Consider the following 25,561-nt stretch of genomic DNA (forward strand, 5'->3'; position numbering starts at 1 on the left):
GCATGACCGATCCATCCCTGCACCACGCCTCCACCGTCAGTGACGGTGACGGGCTGCGCCCGCAACTGTCCGAACTGGTGGCCCTGCGCCGCCTTGCACAGCGACCGCCGCCGCCACGCCGTGGCCGCGCCGGCAACGCCGGGCAGGCGCCGTCGCCACTGCGCGGGCGTGGCATGGAATATGCCGAGTCACGCGAGTACGTGGCCGGTGATGATGCACGGCATATCGACTGGCGGGTGACCGCGCGTACCGGACGTGCCCACACCAAGCTGTTCCAGGCCGAACGCGAGCGGGTCAGCCTGATCGTGGCCGATACCTCACCGGCCCTGTACTTCGGTACCCGCGTGCGCTTCAAATCAGTGCAGGCTGCACGCGCGGGCGCCGTCGCCGCGTGGTCGGCGCAGCGTCGTGGCGATCGCATCGGAGCCCTGCGTGGCAGCGACCGTGAACCACCGATTGCACCGGCAGGCGGCCCGCGCGGCGTATTGCGCGTGCTGGACGCGCTCACCCGCTGGTATGCGCAGCCCCCGGCCGATGACCTTGGCCTGGAACGTGCGCTGGACCATGCAGGTCGCGTCCTGCGCCCAGGTGCACGTGTGCTGGTGCTGGCCGATCCGCAGCAGGCCATCCGTATTCCGCCGGCGCGCTGGAGTGCGCTGGCCCAGCACCACGACCTCAGCCTGGTGCTGCTGGTGGATCCATTGGAACTGCAGCCTCCGTCAGCCGCGCTGCAGTTCCAGACCCTGCAGCAGCGCATCGGCCTCGACCTGCGACGCAGCGAGGTCCAGGCCCATTGGCAGGCCCACTTCGTCGAACCGCTGCAGGACCTGCGGCGCCAGCTGGGAGCGCGCCGCGTCGATGTGCAGGTGCTCTCCACCGACGCGCCCAGTGATGCCTGGCTGGCGCCATCACCGACCGAGGTGCCGGCATGAGCGCGAACCTGCCGCTGCGCGATGTGCAGGTGCCACCCGCTCCATCGTGGTGGCCACCGGCACCGGGCTATCTGATGATCGGCGGCGTGGTGCTGCTGTTGCTGGTGGTGGCGGCCTTCTTCTGGTGGCAGCGTCGCCGTCGCCGCCAACGCTGGTTGCAGCTGTTCGATCAGGAGCTGGCATCCACCGCCGATGCTGCTGCGGAACTGGCAGCGATCGCCGGACTGCTGCGTCGCGCCGCACGCCAGTCACAGCCCGGCAGTGAATCCCTGCGCGATGATGCCTGGTGGCAGCGCGTGGATCCGAAAGGCACGCTGCCCGCGGCACGCCGCAGTCTGCTGGCGGAAGGCGCCTATCGCCCACGGGTGGACGCCAACGATGTGGCGGCGCTGCGCAGCTGGGCGCGCGAGCGCTACCTGACCATGCTGCTGGAGCGGCGCCGATGAACCTGCTGGCAAGTTACTGGCCATGGCCGGACCTGCAGCTGGCGTGGCCGCTGGCGTTGCTGGCGCTGCCGCTGCCGTTGCTGATGCGCTGGTGGAAGCGTCGTGCCGATCCAGGCGCTGCGCTGCGGGTGCCCTATGCGGCGACGGAACTGCAAGCGCTGGCCGGTGGCGGCCGCGTTGATGTGTCGTGGCTGCGCACGCTGCTGTTGTGGCTGGGTTGGTGCGCGCTGTGCGTCGCATTGGCTCGCCCGCAACAGCTGGGTGAAGCGATCATGCCTCCGCAGGAGGGCCGGCAGATGATGCTGGCGATGGACGTGTCCGGCAGCATGGGCGAGGGCGACATGGTGCTGGGCGGGCAGGCGGTGGATCGCCTTACTGCCGCGAAGGCGGTGCTGGCCGACTTCCTCGATCGCCGCGCCGGTGATCGCATCGGCCTGCTGATCTTCGGCGACCGCGCCTACACGCTGACGCCGCTTACGGCCGATCTGGCCAGCGTGCGCGACCAGCTGCGCGACAGCGTGGTCGGCCTGGCCGGGCGCGAGACCGCCATCGGTGATGCCATCGGCCTGGCGGTGAAGCGCCTGCGCAGCCAGCCCGAAGGCCAGCGCGTGCTGATTCTGCTGACCGACGGCGTCAGCAATGCCGGCGTGCTGGAACCGCTGCGTGCCGCCGAAGTCGCGCGTGCCGAAGGCGTGCGTATCCACACCGTCGCCTTTGGCGGTGATGGCAGCATGCGCCTGTTCGGCATTCCCATTTCCGCCGACCAGGATCCGGTCGACGAGGCTACCTTGAAGAAGATCGCGAGCATGACCGGCGGCCAGTTCTTCCGCGCCCGCGATACCGCGCAGCTGGCCGGCATCTATGCCGAACTGGACCGGCTGGAGCCGATCGCTGCGAAGGGGCCAAGCCTGCGACCTCGAGAGGAACGCTATGCATGGCCGCTGGGCCTGGCCTTGCTGCTGGGCGCATTGGCCTGGCTGTGGCCGGAGCGTCGCCGATGATCGCGCTTGCTTCGAATCTTCCTGACTGGAACGCGCTGCACTTCCTGCGCCCGGAATGGCTGTGGGCGTTGCTGGCGCTGCCGCTGATCATCGCGGTGGCGTTGTACCGACAGCGGCGCAGCGATGTGTGGCGAACAGCGGTGGATGCGCACCTGCTGCCGCATCTGCTGGCGGCTGGCACGCGCCGTCGTGCACGCCTGCCGTGGGCCGTGCTGCTGGGCTGGACCCTGGCAGCGCTGGCCATGGCCGGGCCGAGTTGGCGGCAGCAGGCACAACCGATGTTGCAGGCCAGCGCACCGCTGCTGGTCGTGCTGGATCTGTCCAGCCGGATCAATGCCACCGATCTGCCGCCGTCGCGCCTGCTGCAGGCTCGGGCGAAAGTGGGCGAGCTGCTGCGTGCCCGCCAGGGGGGGCAGGTGGGCCTGGTGGTCTATGCCGAGGATGCCTACACCGTGGCACCGCTGACCGACGACGGCAGCAACGTCGCGCTGTATCTGGACGCGCTGTCGCCGGATGTGATGCCACGTGACGGACAACGCGCCGACCGCGGCATCGACTGGGCGACGCGGTTGATGCGCCAGATCGGGGCATTGCGGGGGCAGATCCTGCTGGTCAGTGATCAGGCGGACGATGAAGCGGCACTGGCCGCAGCGCAGGCGCGCAGCCTCGGCCTGCAGGTGTCGGTACTGGGGCTGGGTACGCCCACCGGTGCGGCCTATCGCGATGGCAGCGGACAGATCCGCCAGGCCGCGTTGGATGAAGGCAGCCTGCGTGCGGTGGCGACCGCAGGCGGAGGCCGCTATGCCCGCATTGCCACCGATGACAGTGACCTGCGTGCGCTGGGCGTACTTGATGCACGCGAAGGTACTGCAGCGCAGCGGCCCGGCGAGGGCAAGCAATGGCGTGATGAAGGGTTCTGGCTGCTGCCACCGGTGATGCTGCTGGCGCTGCTCGCTTTCCGTCGCCGCGCGCTGCTGGCGGCGGTGCTGGCGGTGGGCCTGCTGCCATGGATGAGTGATGTGCAGGCGCAGGCGCCCGCGGTGCCTGCTGCACCGCCGGCGCAGGGCACGCTGTGGAAGCGCGCCGACCAGGTGCAGCACCAGCGTCTGGCCGAAGGTGCGCAGGCTTACCGAAACGGTGATTTCGCCAGTGCCCGCAAGCAGTTCGAGGGCATCGACAGCGATGCGGGCTGGTACAACCTGGCCAATACGCTGGCCCGCCAGGGCAACTACGACGAAGCCATTGCCGCCTACGACCGCGCGCTGGCACTGAATCCCGGCATGGCCGATGCGGTGGCCAACCGTGCGGTGGTCGATGCCGCGCGCAAGCGCAAGCAGTCCGGTGGTGGCAAAGGCCAGGCCCAGCAGAAGCCACAGCAGAGCGGCCAGCAGAAGCAGCAGGACGATTCGCAGGGCAAACAGAATCCGCAGGGCCAGCAGCCGCAGCAGGGCCAGCAGAATCCCGGCCAGGGCCAGCCGCAGTCGGGCCAGCAGGGCCAGCCCAATCCCGGTGACGACAAGAACCAGTCGAGCCCGCAGCCCGGCGAGCGCGGCCGCGATGGACAGCAGGCGCCACCACAGGTGGAGGATGCCAAGGCGCAGGCCCAGGCTGATGAGCAGCAGCGCCAGCGCATGCAGCAGGCCATGCAGCAGGCACGTGAGGGCAAGGGCGATCAGGATGGCAAGCCCGTGCCAGGCAGCGACGGCACCACCCCACGCCAACGCGAAGAGCAGCAGGCGGTGGAGGCGTGGATGCGGCGCGTGCCGGATGATCCGGGCGCATTGCTGCGGGCCAAGTTCCAGCTGGAAAACGAACGCAGGAAGAGGGAAGGGCGATGACGCGGGCGATCAACATGCACGGGCACTGGCCCCGACAGGTACTGGCGGCGCTGCTGCTGTGGCTGCCGCTGCTGGCCTGGGCGCAGCCGCGTGCGTGGCTGGACCGCGACCGCATCGCGATGGGCGACACGGTCACGCTCAATGTCGAGAGCGACCAGGGCGCCCCTGACTTCACACCGTTGCGCACCGACTTCGACCTCAGTGGGCAGACCAGCAGCCGCCAGGTAGCGTGGAGCAACGGCAGCATGCAGCAGCGCAATCTGTATGGCGTGGCACTCACGCCACGGCGTAGCGGTGCACTGGTGGTGCCGGGCCTGCAGGTGGGCAGCGTACGAACCGCACCGTTGACCCTGCAGGTGGATGCCGCTGCCGTGGCCGGTCCGGACAGCAATGCGGTGGCGTTCATCGAAACCGCTGTCGATGACGAGACACCGTATGTGCAGCAGAGCGTAGGCGTGGTGGTGCGGTTGTATTTCGCCTCGCAGCTGGCCTCCGGCGAACTGGTGCTGGATACACCGGCCGGCGCGTCGTTGCAGCGGGTGGGCGATGACCGCACCGATGTGCGACAGGTCAACGGCCGCCGCTACAACGTGGTCGAGCGGCGCTTCCTGCTGATCCCCGAGCGCAGCGGTGCACTTCGGCTGGCCGGTGCGCGCTTCAGCGGGCGCAGTGCCGGTGGCTTCTTCGACGATTTCTTCGGCGGCGGCGACGGGCGCATGAATGCCACTGGCGCGGACCGCACGTTGCAGGTGCAGGCGCAACCGGCACAGGCGCCGCAGCCATGGCTGCCGCTGCAGAGCCTGCAGCTGCGCTACACCAGTGCACCGACCAGCGCCCGTACCGGTGAGGCGGCCAACGTGGTGGTGGAGGCGATTGCCGAAGGCGCTACCCGCGCGCAGTTCACCGATCTACCGGTGCCCGACGTCGGCAACGCCGCGCAGGTGTTCGCCGAACCTGCGCAGTACGAAGAGACCTTCAATGGCAGTACGCCGCGGCTGAAGATCACCCGCCGCTATTCGATCGTGCCGCGCCAGCCGGGTTCGCTGGTGGTGCCGGGGCCGCGCCTGCCGTGGTGGGACGTGCGCAATGGCAAGGCACAGGAAGCGAAGCTGCCGGACCTGACGCTGGCCGTGGTGGCCGGTAACGGGGGAGGCAGTGCGTCACCTGCACCGCTGCCGCCGATCGACACCGATGCGGCGCTGCCGGGTGGCGATGGCCAGGACAGCCGTATCGCGGCGACCGATCCGCGCGCCAGTGGTTTGTCCGAGCGGCCATGGCCGTGGATGGGCGCCGCCATCGGCCTGGCGTTGCTGTGGCTGCTGACGCTGTTGTGGGGCTGGCAGCGAGGCCGTCGCCCGCGCGTGGCGGCGCCCGTGGCGGCCAAGGGCGCTGTGCCGGCTGTGGCGACTGGACGTGCAGGCGTGGCCGAACTGCGCCGCGCGCTGGATGGTGAAGGGATTGATCAGGTGGAAGCACAACTGTGCGCGATGGCCGGCGTCGAACGCATCGAGCAGGTCATCACGCGGCTCGATGACCCGGCCCAGCGCCAGGTGCTGCAGGAGCTGCAGCAGGCCCGATGGGGCGGGCAGGGTGATCTGACGCCGCTGCGCACACGCCTGCGCGAGGTCTTCCGTGACGGACCGCACTGGTCGGCGGCAGTGACGACCGCTGACACTGGCCTGGCGCCGCTGTATCCGCCGCGGCAAACCTGAACCGGCGCCGCTTGCGCGCTTTGTTAGAGTGCATTCATTTTTCGAGGAAACCCGCGCATGACAGCAGCTGCTGCCGACAAGAAGAAGTTGCCCCTGCATTGGAAGATGGGCATCGGCTTTGCGATCGGCCTGATCCTGGGACTGATCGTGCACGCCCTGGGCGGCAGCGTCGATGGTCTGCAGGCCGGTGCCAAGTGGGTAATGGACTACGTCACCACCCCGGCTTCGGGCCTGTTCCTCAACCTGATCTTCATGCTGATCGTGCCGCTGATCTTTTCGGCGCTGATCATGGGTGTGTCGGAGATGGGCGACATCCGCGCCCTTGGCCGCATCGGCTGGAAGACCCTGGCCTATACCGTGCTGCTGTCCGGCATTGCCGTGGGCATCGGGCTGGTGCTGGTGAACCTGCTCAAGCCGGGTGTCGGCGTCGACCCGCAGGTCGCCGCGATGATGCTGTCGGAGAACGCCGAACGCAGCAAGGAAATCGTTGCGGGCATCCATGGCACGCCAAAGGGCATGGACATGCTGCTGTCGATCGTGCCGAGCAACGTGCTGCAGGCCGCGTCTGACAACGGCGCGATCCTGTCGCTGATGTTCTTCGCGCTGATGTTCGGCATCGGCATGGTGCTGACCGACAACGAGAAGGTCGCCCCGCTGCGCCGCGCCATCGAAGGCGTGTTCGAAATTTCGATGACCCTGATCAACCTGGTCATCCGCCTGGCCCCGTATGCAGTGGCCTGCTTCATGTTCAACCTGGCCGCGCTGTTCGGTTTCGAGCTGATCATCCGCCTGGGCGCCTACGTGGGCGTGGTGGTGCTGGCGCTGGGCCTGCACATGTTCGTGACCTACGGTACCGCGGTGTGGCTGTCCGGGCGTTCGCCGCTGTCGTTCTTCCGCGATACCCAGGAAGCGACGGTGATGGCGTTCTCCACCGCCTCCAGCAACGCCACCCTGCCGACCGCACTGCGCGTGGCCGACCAGATGGGCCTGCCACAGCGCGTGTCGCGCTTCGTGCTGACCGTGGGCGCCACCGCCAACCAGAACGGCACCGCGCTGTTCGAGGGCGTGACGGTGATCTTCCTGGCCCAGTTCTTCGGCGTGGACCTGAGCATCGGCCAGCAGATCATGGTGATGGCGGTCTGCATCCTCGGTGGCATCGGCACGGCCGGCGTGCCGTCGGGCTCGCTGCCGGTGGTGGCGATGATCTGCGCCATGGTCGGCGTGAACCCGCTGGGCATCGGCCTGATCCTGGGCGTGAACCACTTCCTGGACATGTGCCGTACCGCGCTGAACGTGACCGGCGACCTGGCCCTGACCACCCTGGTGGCCAAGGGCGAGTCCCACGACGGCCCGGCGCTGGGCCCGCAGCAGGACTGAGACCGGAGTCCCGCCCGCGGACTCCGGGGGCGGTAGTGCCGGCTGCTGGCCGGGTACGCGTCATCGCATGCGCGCTGCCGCTCCCACGTTTCGCGATGCGAATCGTGGGCCCCACTCACCGGCCTCCACGCCCCCGCGCCTATGGCGCCGCCCCCCGGACTCCGGGGGCGGTTGCCGGCCGCTGGCCGGGTACGCGTCATCGCATGCGCGCTGCCGCTCCCACGTTTCGCTATGCGAATCGTGGGCCCCCTTACCGGCCTCCACGCCCCCGCGCCTATGGCGCCGCCCCCGGACTCCGGGGGCGGTAGTGCCGGCCGCTGGCCGGCACCCTCATGATCTTCGTTGAATTCTGCGCAGTTGCCGGCCAGCGGCCAGCTCTACCGGGCAAGTGGAACTGACCCCCCGCCCGGCGACTATGGGACAATAGGCCGCCCGCACGTCCGCGGCCGCCTCCCGATTCCGACAGAACCATGACGCAGCCTACCCGTCGCCAGTTGGCCAACGCCATCCGCTTCCTTGCCGCCGATGCGGTTGAAACCGCAAAGTCCGGCCACCCCGGCATGCCCATGGGCATGGCCGACATCGCCGAAGTCCTCTGGAACGACTATCTCCGCCATAACCCGAGCAACCCGCACTGGTTCAACCGCGACCGTTTCGTGCTGTCCAACGGCCACGGTTCGATGCTGCAGTACGCGCTGCTGCACCTGAGCGGTTACGACCTGCCGATCGAGCAGCTGAAGCTGTTCCGCCAGCTGGGCAGCCACACCGCCGGTCACCCGGAACGCCACGAGACCCCGGGCGTGGAAACCACCACCGGCCCACTGGGCCAGGGTTTCGCCAATGCCGTGGGCTTCGCCCTGGCCGAGAAGCTGCTGGCACAGCGCTTCAACCGCCCGGAGCTGGAAGTGGTCGACCACCGCACCTGGGTGTTCATGGGCGATGGCTGCCTGATGGAAGGCGTGTCGCATGAAGCCGCGTCGCTGGCCGGTACCTGGGGCCTGCACAAGCTGGTCTGCTTCTGGGACAACAACCACATCTCCATCGACGGCAACGTCGAGGGCTGGTTCACCGACAACACCCCGGAGCGTTTCGAGGCCTATGGCTGGAACGTGGTGCGTGATGTCGACGGCCACGACCCGGAAAGCATCAAGGCCGGCATCGAGGCCGCGCTGTCGCAGAGCGACAAGCCGACCCTGATCTGCTGCCGCACCACCATTGGTTTTGGTTCGCCGAACAAGGCGGGCAAGGAATCCAGCCACGGCGCACCGCTGGGCAAGGACGAGCTGGAAGCCACCCGCAAGCAGCTGGGCTGGGAATACGGCCCGTTCGAGATCCCGCAGGCCATCTACGACGGCTGGCGCGCCAATGGCGCCGGCACCCTGCGCCAGGCCGAGTGGGAACAGCTGTTCGACAAGTACGCCAGCCAGTACCCAAGCGAAGCCGCCGAGCTGACCCGCCGTTCGCACGGCGAACTGCCGGCCGACTTCGTTGCCAAGGCCGATGCCTACATCGCCCAGGTGGCCGCTGAAGGCCCGACGATCGCCTCGCGCAAGGCCTCGCAGCTGGCCATCGAAGCCTACGCGCCGCTGCTGCCGGAAATCGTCGGCGGCTCGGCCGATCTGGCGCACTCCAACCTGACCCTGTGGAAGGGCAGCAAGTCGGTCGCCAGCGACGACGCCAACGCCAACTACGTGTACTACGGCGTGCGCGAGTTCGGCATGACCGCCATCGCCAACGGCCTGGCCCTGCACGGTGGTTTCATTCCGTTCGACGCCACCTTCCTGGTGTTCAGCGACTACGCCCGCAACGGCGTGCGCATGAGCGCGCTGATCCCGGCCCACGCCATCCACGTTTACACCCACGACTCGATCGGCCTGGGCGAAGACGGCCCGACCCACCAGCCGGTGGAGCACCTGGCCTCGCTGCGCTACATCCCGAACAACGACGTGTGGCGTCCGTGCGATGCGGTCGAGTCGGCGGTGAGCTGGAAGGCTGCGATCACCCGTCAGGATGGTCCGAGCTGCCTGGTGTTCAGCCGCCAGAACCTGCCGCACCAGCCGCGCAACGCCGAGCAGATCGCCCAGATCGAGCGCGGTGGTTACGTGCTGGCCGATGCCGCCGGCACCCCGGACGTGATCCTGATCGCCACCGGTTCGGAAGTGTCGCTGGCCACCGAAGCCAAGGCCCAGTTGGATGCCGCCGGCCTGAAGACCCGCGTGGTCTCGATGCCGTCCACCGACGTGTTCCTGCGCCAGGATGCGGCCTACCGTGAATCGGTGCTGCCGAACGCCGTGCGCAAGCGCGTTGCGGTGGAAGCCGGCGTCACCGGTTTCTGGCGCCAGTTCGTTGGCCTGGACGGTGCGGTGATCGGTATCGACACCTTCGGTGCCTCGGCCCCGGCCGACCAGCTGTACAAGCACTTCGGCATCACCACCGCCCACGTGGTGGAAGCGGCCAAGGCGCTGTAAGCAGCCTCGCAAAGCAGGAAGGGAAAGGCCGGCGCAAGCTGGCCTTCTCTTTGCTCGAGAGAAAAGGGGACGGAGGGGATTAAGTCGTTTTTGCACAAACGACTTAATCCCCTCCGTCCTTTTTTCGTCCGGCATGTTGCGCCCTGCGGCACCAGTGTCGCGTTGGCCTCTTCATCTAGCCTGCATTCCTTGCGAAAAGGAGGGCCTGCCGAGGTACCCCCGGAAGTAGTCATGGACAAGAAGAGCGGCGCAGAAACCCATGGTGGATTTGCGGGGTGTAAGGTGATGCCTTACACTGGCGCCGCATGATCGTCAGCTTCAGGCACAAGGGCCTGAAGGCGCTCTATGAGCGGGGCGACATTTCCGGAGTCCGTGCCGATCATGTGGCTCGGTTGCGGCGTTTGCTTCTGCAGCTGGATCAAGCCCGGCTGCCTGGAGACATGGGGCTGCCCGGAAATCGCCTGCACCCCTGCGCGGGAGCTATAGCGGCTACTGGGCTGTAAGTGTCTCGGCGAGTTGGCGATTGGTGTTCCGCTTTCGTGGGCTGGACGTCGAACTGGTCGATTACCTTGATTACCACTAGGAGTCTGCTCGATGCCGTTGCATGATCCACCGCATCCCGGAGAGTCGCTGCGCGAAGACATCCTGCCGGCGATCAGCATGTCGATCAGTGCGCTGGCACAGCATCTTGGCTATTCGCGCGGACAGCTGTCGACCGTCATCAATGGGCACGCCGGCATCTCCGCGGAACTCGCGTACCGTCTTGAACTTGCGGGTCTGGGCAGCGCTCGTATGTGGCTGGCGATGCAGGCCGCCTATGACCTGTGGCAGGTCGAGCATCGAGAACATCCACCGATTGCCCGACTGTATCTTGAGGATGCAGTGAGAATCGGGCAGTAGATCCGCGCCACGTATGGATGAGAAAAAGGGGGCGGAGGGGATCAAGTCGTTTGTGCACAAGCGACTTGATCCCCTCCGTCCCCTTTTTCAGGCGGTGCGTGCCAGTGCGAGGCGCAGTAGTCGCGCGTCCAGGCGCTCGGCGAAATCCTTCGGCGCCTGCAGGCCCATGCGCTGCAGGTACACCGCATCGCCGTCGCCAGCCGGTTGCCGCAGCGCTGCCCAGACGGTACGCAGTTTGTCGCCGCGGGTCTGCGTGTTGGCCTTCAGCCAGCCCAGCGCTTTCACCAGCACCTGCTCGATCTCGTTGAAGTCGCTGCCCAACGGATAGTCGGGCAGGCTGCCATCGACGCGGAATGGGGCCAGTGCCGCGGCCAGTGCCTGCGGCGTGTTGCGCTGCTGGCGCTCCGGATCCGGTTGCGTGGCCGCCAGCAGCTTGCGCGAGGCGTGTGCCTGCTGCAGCAGGCCACCCTGGAACGGGGCCTCGGTGATTGCAGTCATCGCATGCACGCAGTCCTCGTCGGTCAGGCCGCGCAGGTCGGCGATGCCGTACTCGTTGAGGTAGATGTCGCGCAGGTGGCGCGGGATGGTGGTATGCCCGTAGTTCCAGCGCACGTTGGATTCGCGCTGGCCCTTGTCATCGCGCGCGGCGCGGAACATCAGCACGCTGCGGGCCTCCGGCAGCGCATGTGCCATCGCCACGAAGTTGTACTGGCCGCCCACGCCGGACACCACGCGCCCATCGTCCAGCGCATCGGACACCGCTGCGCCCAGCGCGGTGGCCATCATGCAGGAGTTGAAGAAGCGCGCGTGGCGGCGCTGCAGGCGTTCCAGCGTCTCGTTGCCGCCGTAGAGCTGGTTGATTTCGCTGATGCGGCGCATGCCGATCGCACGGCATTCGTCTTCCGGCAGCGTGCGTAACCATTCGTAGAACTCCGGCGAGCCCAGGTAGAAGGCGCCATGCAGGTACTCGCCTTCGGCAGCCAGGGTGGCGTGGTCGATGGACAGGGTGCTGCCGTTCTCGATGCGCTGCATCAGCGCCAGATCGTCGTGCACCTTGCGCTTGATCACGCCGGTCTGTACCAGCCGGCGGAAGCCCTCGTTGAGCATCTCGCTGCAGCCGTACAGGCCCACTTCGAACGGGTCGAGGCCGCCGATCTCCTGCACCAGCGGGTGGCTGGCCAGCTGCGGATCCAGCGCATGCAGCACGCGGCGGTAACGTGCGTTGTCGGTGTGGCGCAGCACCAGCGCATGGCTGAGTGCATCAGCCAGCGTGCCGATGCCGATCTGCAGGGTGCCGCCGTCGCGCACCAGCGTGCTGGCATACAGGCCAATGGCGTAGTCGGCATCGCCGACCGGCTGCCGCGGCAGGCCGAACAGCGCCGGGTACGGCGGTGGGGGGGTGATCACCAGATCGAAGAACGACACATCGACTGTAGCCGAGCCACCCATATAGGGCAGCTGCGGGTCGATCTCGGCGATCAGCAGCGGGCGAGGCAGCCCACGAGCGGTCATCGCATCCAGCGTGTCCTGGGTGATGTCGTTGTTGCACGACAGCGAGAGCCGGCGGTCGTTCGGCCGCATCGCCACCTTCTGCACGATCACCTGCGGCGCGCGCTGCGCCACCGCATCGGCGGCGTGGGTGTAGTTCAGGCTGGTATAGCTGGACTGCGCCTGCCGCGAGCCTAGCAGGGCGCCGGACTGCATGTAGAACTCTTCCACCTGCACATGTGCCGGCAACGCGTCGCGCGCGATCGCATCGGCATAGGCCAGGCGCGGGAAATCGTCGCCGAAATGGCGCTGCGCGAACGGCGTCATGAAGCGCGCTTCCAAGCCGTTGCCGCGCGCCTTCGGCGGGTTCAGCGACAGCGCGGTATACAGCCGCAGTGGCCGCGACGGATCGTGCTCGACGCGTGCGTAAAGGGCATTGAGCAGCCGATGCGGCTTGCCCAGTGCCAGCGGTGCCCCGATCCGCAGCGGCCCGTCCACGCGCGCAAACAACCAGTCGACAGCGGCGTCCAGGTCGGTGAGGTGTTCGGTCATGCGCGGTGGTCCTGCGTGTGGGGGAGTGCGGGCATTACAGCATGTCGGGCTTGAACCGCCGTCGACGCGAGACTTCGGCGCCAGACACCATGAACTGCCCATCGCCCCGGTAATGCATCGTGCGCGGCAGTTTCGGCCGGGGCGCAACATGGGCGCGCACGATTTCCCAGATGAACAGGTTGTTCGACGTCACCTGGCTGTCGTCGTACAAGCGGCATTCGAAGCACGAATGACATTGCCCGACCAGCGGTGCACCGACCTCGCGCGCAGGCAGCGCATCAAGCTCGAAACGGGCGAACTTGTCGACCTCGCGGCCGCTGCAGTTGCCGATGTCCACCACGGTATCGAGCAGCTCCACGCCGGGCACGTTGATCACGCATTCGCCGCTGCCACGGGCCAGCGCGTGGCTGTGGTTTGCTTCCCACAGGTAGGTGGCGACCAGCGAAGGCGAGAAGCCCATCACCATGTGCCAGCCCATCGTCATCAGGTTGCGCTGGCCGCGCCACGCCGTGCTGACCAGCACGATCGGGCCGGGCTCGAGGAAGCGGCGGGCCTGCTCGACCGGGAAATCCTTCTTGGGCAGCGCTTTCATCCGGGGCCTGGGGCGGGAGGTATCGATGCTGGCGCAGCCGGGATGAACCTGGAGTCGAGGGGCTTGACAGACGATTAGATTACGCGCGTAATCGGTTCGTCGATTACGGATGTAAACCATGACCCCGATCAGCGAAGCCGAAGCCGTTGTGATGGAGGTGCTATGGCAGCAGGCACCGCGTAGCGCCGATGACGTGGTCGCCGCACTGGCCCACCGCGACTGGGCCGAGCCGACCATCAAGACCCTGCTCAACCGCCTGCTGACCAAGGGCGCGATCGCCGCCGAGCGCGATGGCCGGCGCTACCTGTACCGGCCGCTGCTGCAGCGGCAGGCCTGGGTGGAGGCGCAGAGCCAGGACTTCATCGGTCGTGTCTTCGAAGGGCGCGTTGCGCCGTTGGTTGCGCACTTCAGCGAACGCGGCCAGTTGAGTGCGCAGGACATCGCCGAACTGAAGAAACTGATCCAGGAGCTGGACCATGACTGAGCTGCTCAACGGAGTGTGGCAGGCCAGCCTGTGGCTGGCGGTGGGCGCGGTCCTGCTGGCGGTGATGCGGCCGCTGCTGGTGCGATTGGGGGGCGCTGGTCTGGCCTACCGCAGCTGGTGGCTGCTGCCGATGCTGGGGGCATCGTTGCTGCTGCCGCTGCCGCAGGTGGCCCTTCTGGAGCATGTGCCAACGCTGCCGCTGAAAGTGGTACCCGGCGCCGTCGAAGGCATGGCAGGGCAGTCGTTGCCGTGGGCCGGGCTGTTGCTGCTGGCATGGACGCTGGGGGCGGTACTTTGTCTGCTACGCGATCTGCGTGCGCAGCGGCGCTTTGAACGTGGCATGGGCCAACTGCGTGCACGTGCCGATGGCAGCTGGCAGGCCAGCGCTGATCCCGGGCTGCCCGCGCTGGTCGGCCTGTGGCGGCCGCGCATCGTGGTAGGCCCGGACTTCGACCAGCAGTTCACCGCACAGGAACAGGGCCTGATCCTGCAGCACGAGCGCAGCCACCGCCGCAATGGCGATCACTGGGCCAATGGGGCGCTGCTGATGGCACGCGCGGTGTTCTGGTTCCATCCGCTTCTGCCGTGGGCCGCCCGCCGATTCCTGCGTGACCAGGAGCTGGCCTGCGATGCCCGCACCATTGCCCCGCAGCATGCGCTGCGCGGTCTCTACGCCAGCACGCTGCTGAAGGCGCAGCTGGTCCATCCGGTTGCGCCAGCGGTCTGCCATTGGCGCAGCCAACCCGTGTTGAAGGAGCGTATCGCCATGTTGAAGCAGTCCAAGCGGAAGGCATTGCCGTGGGTGTCGGGGCAGGTGCTGGTGGTCGGGTTGTGTCTGGGAATGGGCGCGGTGGCGTGGGCCAGCCAGGGCGGTGCAGCCGCAGACGGCCAGACAGGGGCCGCCATGGATCGGGAGATAGAGGTCGACAAGATGCCGCCGCCGTCCTATCCGAAGTCCGCCTTCGAGCAGCGCCAGGTGGGCGTGGTGAACCTGCGCGTGGAAGTGGATGCCAAGGGCCATCCGACTGACGTCCAGGTGCTCAGCGCAACCAATCCGGGTGTGTTCGATGCGGTGTCGATCGCCGCTGCGCGGAGCTGGACCTATCGTCCGGCGATAAAGAACGGAAAGCCCGTTGCAGGGGCTGTGAAGATTCCGATCACCTATGCCATGGACAACACCGAGGACTCCCAGTGAAGACCGCGCCGCTGTTGATGATGGCGGCGCTGTTGGCAGGATGCGCGACCCAGGATCGCCTGACCACCGTTGATACCCGCAGCGAGAATGTCGGCCATCAGCGCCTGCAGCCGCAGGCCGGTGGCGGCAGCGGGAAAGTGCAGACGTATTCGCTGGGCGCGAGCGAGGGCTACCGGATGCCGCAGTTGTACGCGGCGCCGGATCCGGAGGTCGGTGATCGTGACCCGCGTGCGGAGCTGGCACCGACCACCATCTGCCTGCAGGTGGTGGTTGATGCACAGGGCAGTGTCGAACGCAGCGTGCCGCTGACCGATCGCCCTGAGTGCGCGGCAGGTGCTGCAGGCGAGAATGCGCCCCTGCTGCAGGCGGCGCAGGAAGCCGTGGCGATGTGGAAGTACTCGTCCGCAGCGGTCTGCCACTTCGCGGCTGGCAAGGTGCCTGCCGACCGTGGCGACTGTCGCGGCGCCGAGCGCGTCGAGCCGGTGGCGGTCACCCTGCAGTATGCCTTCACCTTCGAGATCGTGAAGGGACAGCACGTGGTGCGTACGCAGGGAAAATGACCGCTTGCGATGACCGGGGCAGCGCCGGGCCATGCCCGGCGAGCGCAGCGGCGTGGGTCAGGCCCCGCCCTGGATGTTGGCCTTCACCGCGGGCTGCATCAGCTTGGGTTCTTCCAGCGTCGCATCGCGTGCCTGGCGCACGCTGACGAACTCCGCCTCGGCCACGCCGTCATGCACGTGGATGTTGTGTGCGCGCTGTTCGCCGATGGTGGTTTCGTTGGCGAATGCACGACCACCCGGACCGTAGTCGTGGCAGACGAACACGCGCGTCGCATCGGGCAGCGCCAGCAGGCGCTGGATCGAACGGTACAGCTGCGCGGCATCGCCACCCGGGAAGTCGCAGCGGGCGGTACCGCCGTCGGGCATGAACAGCGAGTCACCGGTGAACAGCGCATCGTCGATCAGGTAGGCGATGCTGTCGCTGGTATGGCCGGGCACGGCGATCACCTGACAGCGCAGTTCGCCCAGAGCAAAGGTTTCGCCATCGCTGAACAGGTGATCGAAGATGTCATCGGCCGCAGGAAGCTGCAGGCCGTAGCGCGGTGCGAAGGTGGCCTGCACCGCGCGGATGCCTTCGCCGATGGCCAGCGTGGCCTGCGGGAAGCGCTCCTTCAGGCGGCGCCCAGCCGACACATGGTCGGCGTGGGCATGGGTTTCCAGCAGCCAGCGCAGCTGCAGGCCCTGTTGTTCGATGGCCTGCAACGCGGCATGCAGCGGCGCTTCACTGCTGGCGTCGGTATCCGGGTCGTAGTCCAGGACCGGGTCGATCAGCGCTGCCTCGCCGCTGGCCGGGTCGCTGACCAGATAGCTGAAGGTGTTGCTGTCACGGTGGAAGAACGACTGCACCTGGACCGGCATCGGAACTCTCCTCAGCGCGTGCCGAGCACGCGGTTCAGCAACTGCGCCAGGTTCTCACCGGCCAGTCGCAGCTGCGCTTCGGCCAGCGGCCGGTAGCGCTCGGTGTATTCGTCACCGATTTTACGCGTGGCCGGATAAACGCCAGCTTGCATGGAAATGCGGCAGCTGGCTTCGGCCCACGTCTGCGGGTCGCGCTGCGGGTTGGACTGGCGCGCCAGCTTCGGCGCGCGCTGGCTCTGCAGCAGCGGGAGATAGCCGGCGTCGTCCAGCTTGCGGGTGTTGAGCATGCCGCTGTCCCACAGCGAGTGCAGGTTGGTACCGCGGTTGCCGAACTGCAGCTGGAAGTCGTTGCCGCCCTTGTCGTGGGCGTAACCGGCGTGCATCGGCTGGTGGATATCGCCGACCAGGTGCACGACGAACTTCAGCGCCTGCAGGCGCTCGCCGTCGGTCAGGCTGCGGTCGCCGAGGATGGCGCTTTGTGCCTTCAGGGCCTCGACGATGCAGTTGCCGTTCTTGCAGTGCTTCGGTGCTTCGTAGTGGCAGTTGTCTTCGGAGATGTTGACGTAGTGCCAGCCGGCCGAGCGACGGCCCAGGCCCGGGTCTTTGGCGCGCAGCTGGTCGGCCCACGGCGCGATGCTGGCCAGGGTGGCATCCGGTTCGGTGGCCAGCAGGCGGTCCACTTCGGCGCGGGCGGTGGGGTTGAGGCGGGCGTCGGCGACTTCGGCGACCAGACGGTGGCCTTGCGCGCCCCAGGCATGGGCGGGGGCGGAGACGGACAACAGGGCCGGTGCCAGGGCGGCGGCGAGGAGCAGGGAGTGCAGGGCTTTCATGCGCACATTCTAGCGGGGCGCGAAGAGGAGGGGGCTGGCATGACGACCCATGGAGAGACAGTCACGTCCTCAGTGGCCTGTCTGGTCGAATTTGAGACTGGCACGGTCATCACTCTGTAAGCCGGGAGAGCGCTCCCACATGGCAAAGTTGACCATGCGGAAGGCGACGTTGAGGGATCAGTGCGTTAGTCGATAGAGCTCGAGAGGTATTGTGGTTATTTCGACGTCGACTTTGTTGGTCACGTTGCCAACGCGCTGCCATTTGCCGGTGTCAAAGTTCAGTTTCTCCACCTCCCGCCACCACTTGTTGAGGCCAATGATCCCGGATGCCGATTGCCGGGGGGCACGAGCAGTAACGACGAGATAGACCAGGGAACGATCGTCGCTGCCGTACTCGCCCACAAGGAATGATGAATTCGACAGCCAGCCTGAGACCTGGGCCGATGGAACGCCGAGATTGTTGTCGGCAAAACCCAGATAGTTGACGTTTGCCAGTGCGGACTGGACCTGTCTCGTTACACCGAAAGTGCTTTGCTGATCCGAAGCCAGATTGCGAAGGTTGTTGCGTTTGTCGAGCAGTCCGAGCATGTCATTCCCATTCGGAACACTGGCGGCATTGCTGACATCGTGGGTAATGAAGTTCGCGAAGCCGTTGATGCCGAATGCAAAAGACCATCCGGCGAACCAACGCAGATCATGGAAGTTGGCGTACTCGAAAGGGTCCTGGGCCAGCGAGGGATGTGCGGATTGCACATTCTGGAGGTAAGCGACGGCAGTTTGCCCCCTGGATCTGGCGAGATTCGAAATGATCGACATGTTCTCGGACATCAGAAGGTCCTTCGCCGTTGGACACTTCCTGAATGACGGGGTAAATGGATAAATGTCGAAGGCGAGGTAGTCAGGGCGCACCTCGTCAGATACCCGGCGCGCAAACGTCGAGTAGCGTGCCACCATCTGTGCGGTTCTTTCAGGTTGCGAAATACTCGCCTCCATGCAATCCACACCATAGTCAGTGGGTGACATGGCGCCGGCATGTTCAGTGCCCGCATAGGAGCCCGCGTTGGCATGCAATGGGAACAGGTTGATGAACACCTTCATGCCTGCGAGACGGTGGTCGCCTTTGACGCATCGGTTCATCTCTGCGAGTGGAGAAATGTCTTTTTCTGGTGGTTCATCCTTGAAATGAAGACCAGCAAAGCTCTTGCCAAACTCGGCACGGAGTTTGACTAGAACTGGATCAATCCGTTCCTGAGTGTAAGTCTGGCAGTTGAACTTCCCGGCTTGGGTTGCAGATTCGAACGTCCAACGTTCATACGTAAAGAACTCAAGCCCTCGCGTGCTGATCGGGGTCGCAATGGTACGCAGCTGACTCAACGTTGCCGATGGTACGAGAAAACGCGTGACGCCGATTGCCGCAAGTTGATCGACTACTTTCTCCGCGATGGCGGGATTGTCCAGATAGCAGTCCTGGGCAAAGTCATCGCAGGATCCTCCAGACATCATTGCGAACGTTCCATCTGCAACGTCAGTGGCATGCGCCGTCGGAGCTCCTAGAAGGAACGCGATTGTTAGCCAAGCCAACTTCATGGTTGAGCTCCTTCTCTTGTCGGTGGAGGCCTGAAGATTCTAGTCGTATCTGCGCTAGTGGTTTCTTAGCATGGCATGGTCGGGGTAGGGAAATTCAGAACAAAAAAGCCCCGGCAATCACCGGGGCAACATGCTGCGAGGGTTTTGCATGTAGCGGGGGGATCGGGGCCGAAGCCCCCGCACTCAACACACCGCTTAGAACTTGAAGACGTACGAAGCGCCGTAGACCAGCGGATCGATGTTGACCGTGCCGATCTTCTCGCCGTTCAACTTCACCTTGCTGTCGATGTCGATCCAGCGCATGTCCACGCGCAGTGCGCCCTTCTCGCCGATCGCGAAGTCCACGCCCGCATGCGCGGCCAGGCCCCACGAATCCTGCAGCTTCAGGCGGCTGTCCTTCAGCGCACCGGTGGTGTCTTCGCTGAAGAAGGTCGTGTAGTTCACGCCCGCACCGATGAACGGCGACACCTTGCCCTTGCTGTTGAAGTGGTACTGCACGGTCACCACCGGCGGCAGCTGCTTGGTGCTGCCCACGCGGCCCAGGCCGTTGATGTTGATGTCGTGCTTGAACGGCAGCGCGGCCAGCACTTCGATGCCCAGGTTGTCGGCAATGAAGTACTCACCGGTGATGGTCGGCTTGACGTCGTTGTCGACGTCGACCTTCAGGGTGTGGTTGGCCAGCCAGCCGTTGTTCGACTTCGGGGCCACCTGGTGCACGCCGGCGGAGAGGGTCCAGTCGCCCTTGGACTGGGCCATGACCGGGGCGGCGGCGAGGGACAGGGCGGCGGCCAGGCTGGCCACGATCAGGGGGGAGGTCTTGCGCATGGGGGTGATCTCGTTGCTGGGTGGATGCGGCCAGTCTCGGCCTCACATCGCGCTAACGCTTTGATCCGGATCAAATCCTGTCCGCCGGCCTGCTGCCTGCCGGGGCTGGCCGGCGGTGGCCAGCCCCGGTTTGCTAGACTTGTGGGCCCTATCCATCCCGCCGCACCCGTCGCGGCCGCAGGAGCTTGAGAACATGGCAATCAAGGTTGGTATCAACGGTTTCGGTCGCATCGGGCGTAACGTCCTGCGCTCGGCGGTGCTGAACTTCGGCGACGACATCGAAATCGTGGCCATCAACGATCTGCTGGAGCCGGACTATCTGGCGTACATGCTCAAGTACGACTCCGTGCACGGCCGTTTCAAGGCTGACGTGGCGGTGCAGGGCAACGACCTGCTGGTCAACGGCAAGAAGATCCGCCTGACCCAGGAACGCGACCCGGCCAACCTCAAGTGGAACGAAGTGGACGTGGACGTGGTGATTGAATCCACCGGCCTGTTCCTGACCAAGGAAACCGCGCAGAAGCACATCGATGCCGGCGCCAAGAAGGTCATCATGTCGGCCCCGTCGAAGGACGACACGCCGATGTTCGTCTACGGCGTGAACGACAAGACCTACGCCGGCCAGGCGATCGTCTCCAACGCGTCGTGCACCACCAACTGCCTGGCCCCGCTGGCCAAGGTCATCAACGACAAGTGGGGCATCAAGCGCGGCCTGATGACCACCGTGCATGCGGCTACCGCTACCCAGAAGACCGTCGATGGCCCGTCCAACAAGGACTGGCGTGGTGGCCGCGGCATCCTGGAGAACATCATTCCGTCGTCCACCGGTGCGGCCAAGGCCGTCGGCGTGGTCATCCCGGAACTGAACAAGAAGCTGACCGGCATGAGCTTCCGTGTCCCGACCTCGGACGTGTCGGTGGTCGATCTGACCGTCGAGCTGGAAAAGGAAGCCACCTACGCCGAGATCTGCGCGGAAGTGAAGGCACAGAGCGAAGGCCCGCTGAAGGGCATCCTGGGCTACACCGAAGACAAGGTCGTGGCCACCGATTTCCGCGGCGAGACCTGCACCTCGGTGTTCGACGCCGAAGCCGGTATCGCCCTGGACGGCACCTTCGTCAAGCTGGTCACCTGGTACGACAACGAGTGGGGCTACTCGAACAAGTGCCTGGAAATGGCCAAGGTCGTCGCCGCCAAGTAAGGCTGGCGAAGATCGCGCACGGACCCCGGCCTGGCCGGGGTTCGTCGTTTATGGGGCCAGCCCTGTCGTAGCATGGGGCGGTCGACCGCTGCCGCTGGGGCGCGGGATTGCAATGGAAGCATGCAATGGAAGCATTGATAGCCCTGGTGGTACTGGTTCTGCTGGCCATCCCGCTGCTGCTGGTGGTGGCGCTGGTGATGATTGCCGGCCTGCGCCGCCGAGTGGCCGCGCTGGAAGGTGCCTTGGCCGCCGCGCCGGCCGCCCGCCCGGCTGCAGCCGAGCCTGCGCCGGAACGGGCTGCGCCCATGCCTGCGGCTGGCGCCGATCCGCCGTTCCTGCGGCCGGTGGTGGCTGCCGCGCCGCCTCCCCCCCAGCCAACGCCGCCGCCGGTGCACGAACCGGTGCCTGCGGCAGTGGAGGCGCCGCGCCCGGTCGCACCACCGCCGGTGCCACCCGTGCCAGTGCAGCCGCCGTTGCCTTCCGAACCGACGCTGCCGAACTTCATCGAGCGCGGCATCGGAGCGGTCAAGCGCTGGTTCACCGAGGGCAACGTGCCGGTCAAGATCGGCATGCTGGTGCTGCTGGCCGGTGTTGCCGCGCTGTTGAAGTACGTCAGTGACCAGGGCTGGCTGGTGCTGCCGATCGAGCTGCGCCTGGCCAGTGTCACCGTGGGTGCGCTGGGCCTGCTGGCGTTCGGTTGGCATCAGCGCGAGCGCCGGCGCTTGTTCGCACTGGCGCTGCAGGGCGGTGCCATCGGCGTGCTGCTGCTGACCATCTTCGCCGCGTTCAAGCGGTTCGAGCTGCTCAACCCCGGGTTTGCCTTCGCCAGTTCGATCGCGCTGGTGGCCGGGCTGTGCGTGCTGGCGGTGGTGCAGAACTCGCGCACGCTGGCGGTGCTGGGCATCCTCGCAGGCTTCATGGCACCGCTGTGGCTGTCCACCGGCAGCGGCAACCACGTGGGGTTGTTCAGCTACTACGCGGTGCTCAACGCCGGCATCTTCGCCATTGCCTGGTTCCGGCCGTGGCGCGCGCTGAACCTGCTGGGCTTCGCCTTCACCTTCGGCATCGGTACGTTCTGGGGCGTGCTGCAGTACGCGCCGGACAAGTTCAGCAGCACCGAGCCGTTCCTGCTGCTGTTCTTCGCCTTCTACCTGCTGATCCCGCTGCTGTACGCACGCCGGCAGCCCGCCGGGCGGCGTGACCTGGTCGACGGCAGCCTGGTGTTCGGTACGCCCTTGGTCGCCTTCTCGCTGCAGGCCGGCATGCTGCACGAGCAGCCGATGACGCTGGCGCTGTGCGCACTGGGCCTGGCGGCGATCTACGCCGTACTGGCGCGGGCACTGATTGCGCGCGCGTCGTACACCGTGCTGGCGCAGTCGCATGCGGTGCTGGCGGTGGGCTTCGCCACGCTGGCGGTGCCGCTGGCCTTGTCGGCGCGTGCCACCGGCGCGGTGTTCGCGCTGGAAGGTGCAGGCCTGGCCTGGCTGGGCCTGCGCCAGAAACGCTGGCTGCCGCAGGTGTCCGGTGCGTTGTTGCAGATGGGCGCGGCGTTCGCTTTCGTGGCCGGTGGCGATCACTGGCATGAGGACCTGCGCTTCCTGCTCAACCCGACCGCGATCGGTGCACTGCTGCTGGCCGTTGCCGGCTTCGCGTCGGCCTGGAGCTACCAGCGCAGGCAGCGCCACGAGATTGCCCTGGTCTACTACCTGTGGGGCCTGCTGTGGTGGCTGGGTGGCGTGGTTCACGAGATCACCCGGTTCTTCCCGTACCGCACCGAAGTGGATGCATTGCTGGTGCTGGCTGCCGTTACCGCATGGCTGGCCGCCGAAGTACAGCGGCGCCAGCCGGCGCGTGCGCTGGGGATGACCGCACTCGCGATGCTGGCGCTGGGCTTCCCACTGGCGCTGATACAGAGCGACGCGCACCATCAGCCGTTCGCCGGCTACGGCGCGCTGGCCTGGGCGGTGTTCGCGGTGCTGGGCGTGCGCACGCTGCTGTGCCTGCGCCAGGGCGGCAATACCGTGGCACGCATCGCGCAGTTCCTGTGGTGGCTGCTTTGGCCGTCGCTGCTTTCGCTGCTGGCCCTGTGGGGCGGTGGTGAAGCCGGGCTGGCACAGGGCTGGACCACGTTGCTGGTGACGCTGCCGTGGCTGCTGATGGCGGCGCTGTCGCTGTGGCGCTGGAATGCGCTGCGCTGGCCGCTGGGTGCAGCGTTCGACCGCGTGCGCCAGCCGCTGCAGTGTGTGCTGTTCGGCCTGTTGTCGATCGGCTGGCTGTCCGGCCAGCTGCTGCCGGGTGATGCTGCGCCACTGCTGTGGCTGCCGGTGCTGAATCCGGCGGAGATCGGGCAGTGGCTGAGCCTGCTGCTGCTGGCGCGTTGGCTGTACAGCGATCAGGCGCCGCAGGCGCTGCTGGGTATCCGCATGCCGCTGCTGTCACTGGCAACCTTCGTCGCGCTGACCAGCGTTGTGCTGCATGGCGTGCATCAGTGGGGCGGCCTGTCCTGGAACGCGTCGATGATGCGCTTCAGCCTGGCGCAGACCAGCCTGACCGTGCTGTGGAGCGTGCTCGGCGTGATTGCCTGGGTGTGGGGCTCGCGCCGTGGCCAGCGCGTGTTGTGGATGGTGGGTGCGGTGCTGATGGGCGTGGTGCTGGCCAAGCTGGTCATCGTCGATCGCCAGCACCTGGGCAACCTGCTGGGCATCGCATCGTTCATCGCCTACGGCCTGCTGTGCACAGTCGTGGGTTATCTGGCACCGGCACCGCCGAGCGCGGCGCCGACCGTGGAGGAAAAACAATGAAGACGTGGAGCAGGGCGCTGCTGCCGGCGATGTTCGGCATGCTGGCCGCCGTCACCGCACAGGCCGCCGATTACCGTACCCAGTATGCCGAGCAGTGGCCGCTTACGTTGTCCAGCGCACAATCGGGTGCCTACCGTGTCGTGCTGGAACCGGCGATCTACCGTCGCGCCGGTAGTGCGGACCTGGGCGATGTGCAGGTGTTCAATGCCGCCGGCCAATCGTTGCCGTCGGCATTGCTGGCGCCGGACCAGCCGCTGGCACAGCCGCCGGTGCAGCGTGAGCTGCCGTGGTTCGCGTTGCCGCCGCTGGCCGAAGCGCAGCGCAACGACCTGCAGTTGCTGACCGAGCGCGATACCGATGGTCGCGTACGCCGGGTCGAGGCGCGTGTGGGTGGTGGTGCGGTAGCGAACGGGCAGGGCGGTTGGCTGATCGATGCCAGCGTGATCGGCCAGCAACCATTGGCGGCACTGGTGCTGGATTGGGCGGACAGTGGCCAGCCGTTGCAGGCACAGGTGCAGCTGGACGTCAGCGACGACCTGCAGCACTGGCGTGCGATTGGCCGCGACATTCCGCTGGTGGATCTGCAGCGCGCCGGCAAGCGCCTGCTGCAGCGCCGTCTGCAGGTGGATGGTGAAGCGCGCTATCTGCGTGTGCTGGCGCAGGGCGATGCCCGTCTGCCAACGCTGCGCAGCGTACTGGCCGAGTTGCCGCCGGCACCGGCCACACTGCCGTGGGAGTGGCTGTCGCTGGAACCGACCTCGAAGCGCAAGGGCGAATACACCTTCGAGATGGATGGCCGCTTCCCGGCGGCGCGTGCTGACGTGGCCAGCACCGACAACAGCCTGGTGCAGTGGACATTGTTCAGCCGCGATGACGAGAGCGCGGAATGGCAGCGTCGTAGTGCACCGTGGATTGCCTATCAGCTGCAGCAGGGCGCGCAGGGCCAGCGTCAGCAATCGGCCGCGCAGCCGCTGGGCGGCGTGCATCGGGATCGTTACTGGAAGCTGGTAGCGAATCCGGCTGAAACGGCGACGGCTCCAACCCTGCGTCTGGGTTATCAGCCGGAAGTGCTGGTGTTCCTGAGCCAGGGCGCGGCGCCGTATGCGCTGGCGGTGGGCAGCTCGACTGCGCGCCGGATGGAGGCGCCGATCGGTGTGCTGATCGAGGAGCTGCGGCAGCGCAATGATCCGTCGTGGCAGCCGACGCTGGCGCGTCTGGAAGGCAGTCCGGAACCGCTGGCCGGCGATGCGGCGCTGAAGCCGCAGCACGATTGGAAGGCGTGGTTGCTGTGGGCGCTGCTGGGGCTGGGTGTGTTGGTTGTTGGCGGCCTGGCGGTCAGCCTGCTTCGGCAGAAGCCGGCGCCTTCGGCGTAGGTTCCGGCGAACGGCGCAGCCCCTCGTGGGTGGGCGGTTGGTCGCGTAAAGCAAAAGCCGGGCTTGGCCGGGGGGGGGGGGGGGGGGGGGGGGGGGGGGGAGTGGGGGGGGGGGGGGGGGCCCCCCCCCCCCCCCGCGGGGGGGGGGGGGGCCGCGCCCCCCCCCCCGCGCACCCCCCCCCCCCCCCCCCCCGCCCGGCCTCTGACAATTTCCGTGTGCGTCCACCCACGGAAAGAAAAAAAGAAGAGCAAAAGCTGCTTGGCAGGGCGCTCTTTGTAGAGCCGAGCCCACGCTCGGCTGCTGTTCGCGATAGACCCAGCCGAGCACGGGCTCGGCTCTACATTTTTCTCCGACATCAGAAACCGCTCTTGCCTTTGCCATCCGCTCCGTCACATGAACCTGTCGAGGCCGGGGCGGGGGGGGGGGGGGGGGGGGGGGGGGGGGGGGGGGGGGGGGGGCGGCCGGGGGGGGGCCGCCCCCCCCCCCCCCCCCCCGCCCCCCCCCCCCCCCCCCCCCCCCCCCCCCCCCCCCCCCCGGCCCAGCC

At 66.9% G+C, this 25,561-nt stretch carries 20 protein-coding genes; 14 read left to right on the forward strand and 6 right to left on the reverse strand.

Annotated elements, in window-relative coordinates; genetic code table 11:
- Nucleotides 1-2 precede the first annotated feature (2 nt).
- From V3B46_RS20600 to V3B46_RS20640, 8 genes are all read left to right on the forward strand, one after another.
- Complete coding sequence (locus V3B46_RS20600) at nucleotides 3-932, forward strand: DUF58 domain-containing protein (RefSeq protein WP_329892766.1); 930 nt, start codon at nucleotides 3-5, stop codon at nucleotides 930-932.
- Nucleotides 929-1,378, forward strand: a complete 450-nt coding sequence (locus V3B46_RS20605; RefSeq protein WP_154353287.1) for a DUF4381 family protein — start codon at nucleotides 929-931, stop codon at nucleotides 1,376-1,378. The genes V3B46_RS20600 and V3B46_RS20605 overlap by 4 nt, the downstream gene beginning before the upstream one ends.
- The gene (locus V3B46_RS20610) at nucleotides 1,375-2,379 is read left to right on the forward strand and encodes a vWA domain-containing protein (RefSeq protein ID WP_329892767.1); all 1,005 of its coding nucleotides are present in this window, start codon (nucleotides 1,375-1,377) and stop codon (nucleotides 2,377-2,379) included. The genes V3B46_RS20605 and V3B46_RS20610 overlap by 4 nt, the downstream gene beginning before the upstream one ends.
- Complete coding sequence (locus V3B46_RS20615; protein WP_329892768.1) at nucleotides 2,376-4,217, forward strand: tetratricopeptide repeat protein; 1,842 nt, start codon at nucleotides 2,376-2,378, stop codon at nucleotides 4,215-4,217. Before V3B46_RS20610 ends, V3B46_RS20615 begins: the two co-directional genes overlap by 4 nt.
- Complete coding sequence (locus V3B46_RS20620; RefSeq protein WP_329892769.1) at nucleotides 4,214-5,929, forward strand: BatD family protein; 1,716 nt, start codon at nucleotides 4,214-4,216, stop codon at nucleotides 5,927-5,929. Before V3B46_RS20615 ends, V3B46_RS20620 begins: the two co-directional genes overlap by 4 nt.
- 57 nt (nucleotides 5,930-5,986) lie before the next feature.
- Nucleotides 5,987-7,306 (forward strand): dicarboxylate/amino acid:cation symporter, encoded by a 1,320-nt coding sequence (locus tag V3B46_RS20625; RefSeq protein ID WP_329892770.1) that lies wholly within the window; start codon nucleotides 5,987-5,989, stop codon nucleotides 7,304-7,306.
- A 470-nt stretch (nucleotides 7,307-7,776) separates the two neighbouring features.
- Nucleotides 7,777-9,774, forward strand: a complete 1,998-nt coding sequence (gene tkt, locus V3B46_RS20630) for a transketolase (protein WP_329892771.1) — start codon at nucleotides 7,777-7,779, stop codon at nucleotides 9,772-9,774.
- A gap of 594 nt (nucleotides 9,775-10,368) precedes the next feature.
- Nucleotides 10,369-10,674, forward strand: coding sequence for a HigA family addiction module antitoxin (locus V3B46_RS20640; RefSeq protein ID WP_329892773.1), 306 nt, complete (start codon nucleotides 10,369-10,371; stop codon nucleotides 10,672-10,674).
- Nucleotides 10,675-10,761: 87 nt separating this feature from the next.
- On the opposite strand, the gene V3B46_RS20645 is transcribed toward V3B46_RS20640, so the two are convergent.
- Nucleotides 10,762-12,714 carry an acetyl-CoA hydrolase/transferase C-terminal domain-containing protein gene (locus V3B46_RS20645; RefSeq protein ID WP_154353280.1) on the reverse strand — a complete coding sequence of 651 codons (1,953 nt, stop codon included), beginning with the start codon at nucleotides 12,712-12,714 and terminating at the stop codon, nucleotides 10,762-10,764.
- Between the two features lie 34 nt (nucleotides 12,715-12,748).
- Nucleotides 12,749-13,306, reverse strand: a complete 558-nt coding sequence (locus V3B46_RS20650; protein WP_329892774.1) for a flavin reductase family protein — start codon at nucleotides 13,304-13,306, stop codon at nucleotides 12,749-12,751.
- Between the two features lie 118 nt (nucleotides 13,307-13,424).
- On the opposite strand from V3B46_RS20650, the gene V3B46_RS20655 reads away from it, so the two are divergent.
- From V3B46_RS20655 to V3B46_RS20665, 3 genes are read left to right on the forward strand one after another with little or no spacing between them, the layout of a single operon-like run.
- Complete coding sequence (locus V3B46_RS20655; protein WP_010484077.1) at nucleotides 13,425-13,790, forward strand: BlaI/MecI/CopY family transcriptional regulator; 366 nt, start codon at nucleotides 13,425-13,427, stop codon at nucleotides 13,788-13,790.
- Entirely contained in the window at nucleotides 13,783-14,985 is a 1,203-nt protein-coding gene (locus tag V3B46_RS20660) for a M56 family metallopeptidase (RefSeq protein ID WP_329892775.1), read from the forward strand. Before V3B46_RS20655 ends, V3B46_RS20660 begins: the two co-directional genes overlap by 8 nt.
- The gene (locus tag V3B46_RS20665) at nucleotides 14,982-15,545 is read left to right on the forward strand and encodes a hypothetical protein (RefSeq protein ID WP_329892776.1); all 564 of its coding nucleotides are present in this window, start codon (nucleotides 14,982-14,984) and stop codon (nucleotides 15,543-15,545) included. The genes V3B46_RS20660 and V3B46_RS20665 overlap by 4 nt, the downstream gene beginning before the upstream one ends.
- Nucleotides 15,546-15,602: 57 nt before the next feature.
- Here V3B46_RS20665 and V3B46_RS20670 read toward each other — a convergent pair whose 3' ends face one another.
- From V3B46_RS20670 to V3B46_RS20685, 4 genes are all read right to left on the reverse strand, one after another.
- A complete protein-coding gene (locus tag V3B46_RS20670; RefSeq protein ID WP_329892777.1) occupies nucleotides 15,603-16,403 on the reverse strand; it encodes an MBL fold metallo-hydrolase in 801 nt (266 codons plus the stop codon).
- A gap of 11 nt (nucleotides 16,404-16,414) precedes the next feature.
- Entirely contained in the window at nucleotides 16,415-17,233 is an 819-nt protein-coding gene (locus tag V3B46_RS20675) for a S1/P1 nuclease (RefSeq protein ID WP_329892778.1), read from the reverse strand.
- 177 nt (nucleotides 17,234-17,410) lie between these two features.
- On the reverse strand, nucleotides 17,411-18,820 hold the full coding sequence (locus V3B46_RS20680; RefSeq protein WP_132810698.1) for a hypothetical protein: 1,410 nt from the start codon (nucleotides 18,818-18,820) through the stop codon (nucleotides 17,411-17,413).
- A gap of 195 nt (nucleotides 18,821-19,015) precedes the next feature.
- The gene (locus V3B46_RS20685; RefSeq protein WP_329892779.1) at nucleotides 19,016-19,645 is read right to left on the reverse strand and encodes an OmpW/AlkL family protein; all 630 of its coding nucleotides are present in this window, start codon (nucleotides 19,643-19,645) and stop codon (nucleotides 19,016-19,018) included.
- A gap of 193 nt (nucleotides 19,646-19,838) precedes the next feature.
- On the opposite strand from V3B46_RS20685, the gene gap reads away from it, so the two are divergent.
- From gap to V3B46_RS20700, 3 genes are all read left to right on the forward strand, one after another.
- Nucleotides 19,839-20,843 carry a type I glyceraldehyde-3-phosphate dehydrogenase gene (gene gap / locus V3B46_RS20690; RefSeq protein WP_032127866.1) on the forward strand — a complete coding sequence of 335 codons (1,005 nt, stop codon included), beginning with the start codon at nucleotides 19,839-19,841 and terminating at the stop codon, nucleotides 20,841-20,843.
- 125 nt (nucleotides 20,844-20,968) lie between these two features.
- Nucleotides 20,969-23,644, forward strand: a complete 2,676-nt coding sequence (locus tag V3B46_RS20695) for a DUF2339 domain-containing protein (protein ID WP_329892780.1) — start codon at nucleotides 20,969-20,971, stop codon at nucleotides 23,642-23,644.
- Nucleotides 23,641-25,017, forward strand: coding sequence for a DUF3999 domain-containing protein (locus V3B46_RS20700; RefSeq protein ID WP_329892781.1), 1,377 nt, complete (start codon nucleotides 23,641-23,643; stop codon nucleotides 25,015-25,017). The genes V3B46_RS20695 and V3B46_RS20700 overlap by 4 nt, the downstream gene beginning before the upstream one ends.
- Nucleotides 25,018-25,561 lie beyond the last annotated feature (544 nt).

This window comes from Stenotrophomonas sp. SMYL11, from assembly GCF_036320005.1.
Lineage (GTDB): Bacteria > Pseudomonadota > Gammaproteobacteria > Xanthomonadales > Xanthomonadaceae > Stenotrophomonas > Stenotrophomonas maltophilia_A.